The organism is Anaeromassilibacillus sp. Marseille-P3371 (assembly GCF_900169665.1).
Taxonomy (GTDB): Bacteria; Bacillota; Clostridia; order Oscillospirales; family Acutalibacteraceae; genus Anaeromassilibacillus.
Genome location: NZ_LT835157.1, coordinates 2,977,465 through 2,979,341 on the forward strand (window position 1 = coordinate 2,977,465; position 1,877 = coordinate 2,979,341).

Here is a 1,877-nt window from a genome sequence, read left to right on the forward strand (position 1 = left end):
AATCCCCGCTCCGGTTTCCCGGAGTGGGGATTCTGCTCTTTGCGAAAGGGGCTCCCTTCGCTCAATTTACTAAGATGTCCGCCAAGGATGGCTGGGCCATGCTCCTGTGGACGCACAGCGTCTTCCGCGCCTGCGGCGTCTCCTACGCAAGCTTTCTGCTATCAGCTGCCGGGTGCTTGATCGAATATGTACACGTTTATACCTTACACAAATTGCCCGGCGTTCAGCCAATGGTTACCGTGCAATGCAGCTTCGCATTCTGACCCGGCAAGGTGGTGTAAACACCTGTGCTCTGGTCCGGCGGACCACAGCGCCTTTCGGCCTGCAATCTTTTGCTTCCTTTTGGAAATTCCCATACATTTTATCTTTCGCTTACATCCCAAGTACACAAAGTCTCAAAGCCACAGAATCCCCGCTCCGGTTTCCCGGAGCGGGGATTCTGCTTTTTGCGAAAGGGGCTCCCTTCGCTCAATTTACTAAGATGTCCGCCAAGGATGGCTGGGCCATGCTCCTGTGGACGCACAGCGTCTTCCGCGCCTGCGGCGTCTCCTACGCAAGCTTTCTGCTATCGGCTGCCGGGTGCTTGATTGAATATGTACACGTTTATACCTTACACAAATTGCCCGGCGTTCAGACAATGGTTACCGTGCAATGTAGTTTTGCATTCTGGCCCGGAAGTGTGGTGTAAACACCTGTGCTTTGGCCCGGCGGACCACAGCGCCTTTCGGCCTGCAATCTTTTGCTTCCTTTTGGAAATTTCCATACATTTTATCTTTCGCTTGCATCCCAAGTACACAAAGTCTCAAAGCCGTAGAATCCCCGCTCCGGTTTCCCGGAGCGGGGATTCTGCTCTTTGCGAAAGGGGCTCCCTTCGCTCAATTTACTAAGATGTCCGCCAAGGATGGCTGGGCCATGCTCCTGTGGACGCACAGCGTCTTCCGCGCCTACGGCGTCTCCTACGCAAACTTTCTGCTATCGGCTGCCGGGTGCTTGATCGAATAGTACACGTTTATACCTTACACAAATTGCCCGGCGTTCAGCCAATGGTTACCGTGCAATGTAGTTTTGCATTCTGGCCCGGAAGGGTGGTGTAAACGCCTGTGCTCCGGCCCCGGTGGACGCACAGCGTCTTCCGCGCCTACGGCGTCTCCTACACAAGCTTTCTGCTATCGGCTGCCGGGTACTTGATCGAATAGTACACGTTTATACCTTACACAAATTTCCCGGCGTTCAGCCAATGGTTACCGTGCAATGCAGTTTCGCATCCTGGCCCGGAAGTGTGGTGTAAACACCTGTGCTCTGGCCCGGTGTGCCAACTGCATAAACTCTGTAGTAGTAGTCATTGCCGATCTGGGACACAAACTGCGTCTTCAGAACGCTTCCGTTGCCCACTGTGAAGCTCGGCGCCAGTCCGTTTCCATTGACTACGGTCATCTTGAAGGTGTACATGCTTCCTCTGTTCAGCGTGATGGCATTTGCCGCATCACTGCGCACACTTGCCGCTGCACTCTGGCTTGCGGAAACCACACCCGCTGCTCCATATGTGTTGCTTACATTTCTCGATGTGGAGCCGCTCTTCTTCGCTGTCGTCGTCTTTGTCTCCAGGTTCTGGATGCTTGCTTCCAGTGCTTCTACGGCACTCTTGACCTCTTCTTCGGTCGCTGCTTCATTGTTCAACACAACCTTTGCGTTGCTCAATGCCTTCTGCATCGCTGCCACGCTCTTTGCTGTGTACTTGCTGGTGTTCACTGCCTCTGCTTTTCCAATCAGGTCTTTCAAAGCGTCCTTGTTCGGAATCATACGCAGTGCTGTAATCGCATTGAGCAGTTCTTCGGCCTTCTCATCCACTGCCTCCTGGGTTGCATTGTCATTTTCCA

Annotated in this window: 1 protein-coding gene; it reads right to left on the reverse strand. The window is 53.5% G+C overall.

The window, feature by feature from the left end; genetic code table 11:
* Positions 1 to 1,230 precede the first annotated feature (1,230 nt).
* A partial coding sequence (locus tag B9Y59_RS12540) for an FIVAR domain-containing protein (protein WP_198945622.1) occupies positions 1,231 to 1,877 on the reverse strand: 647 nt, incomplete at its 5' end.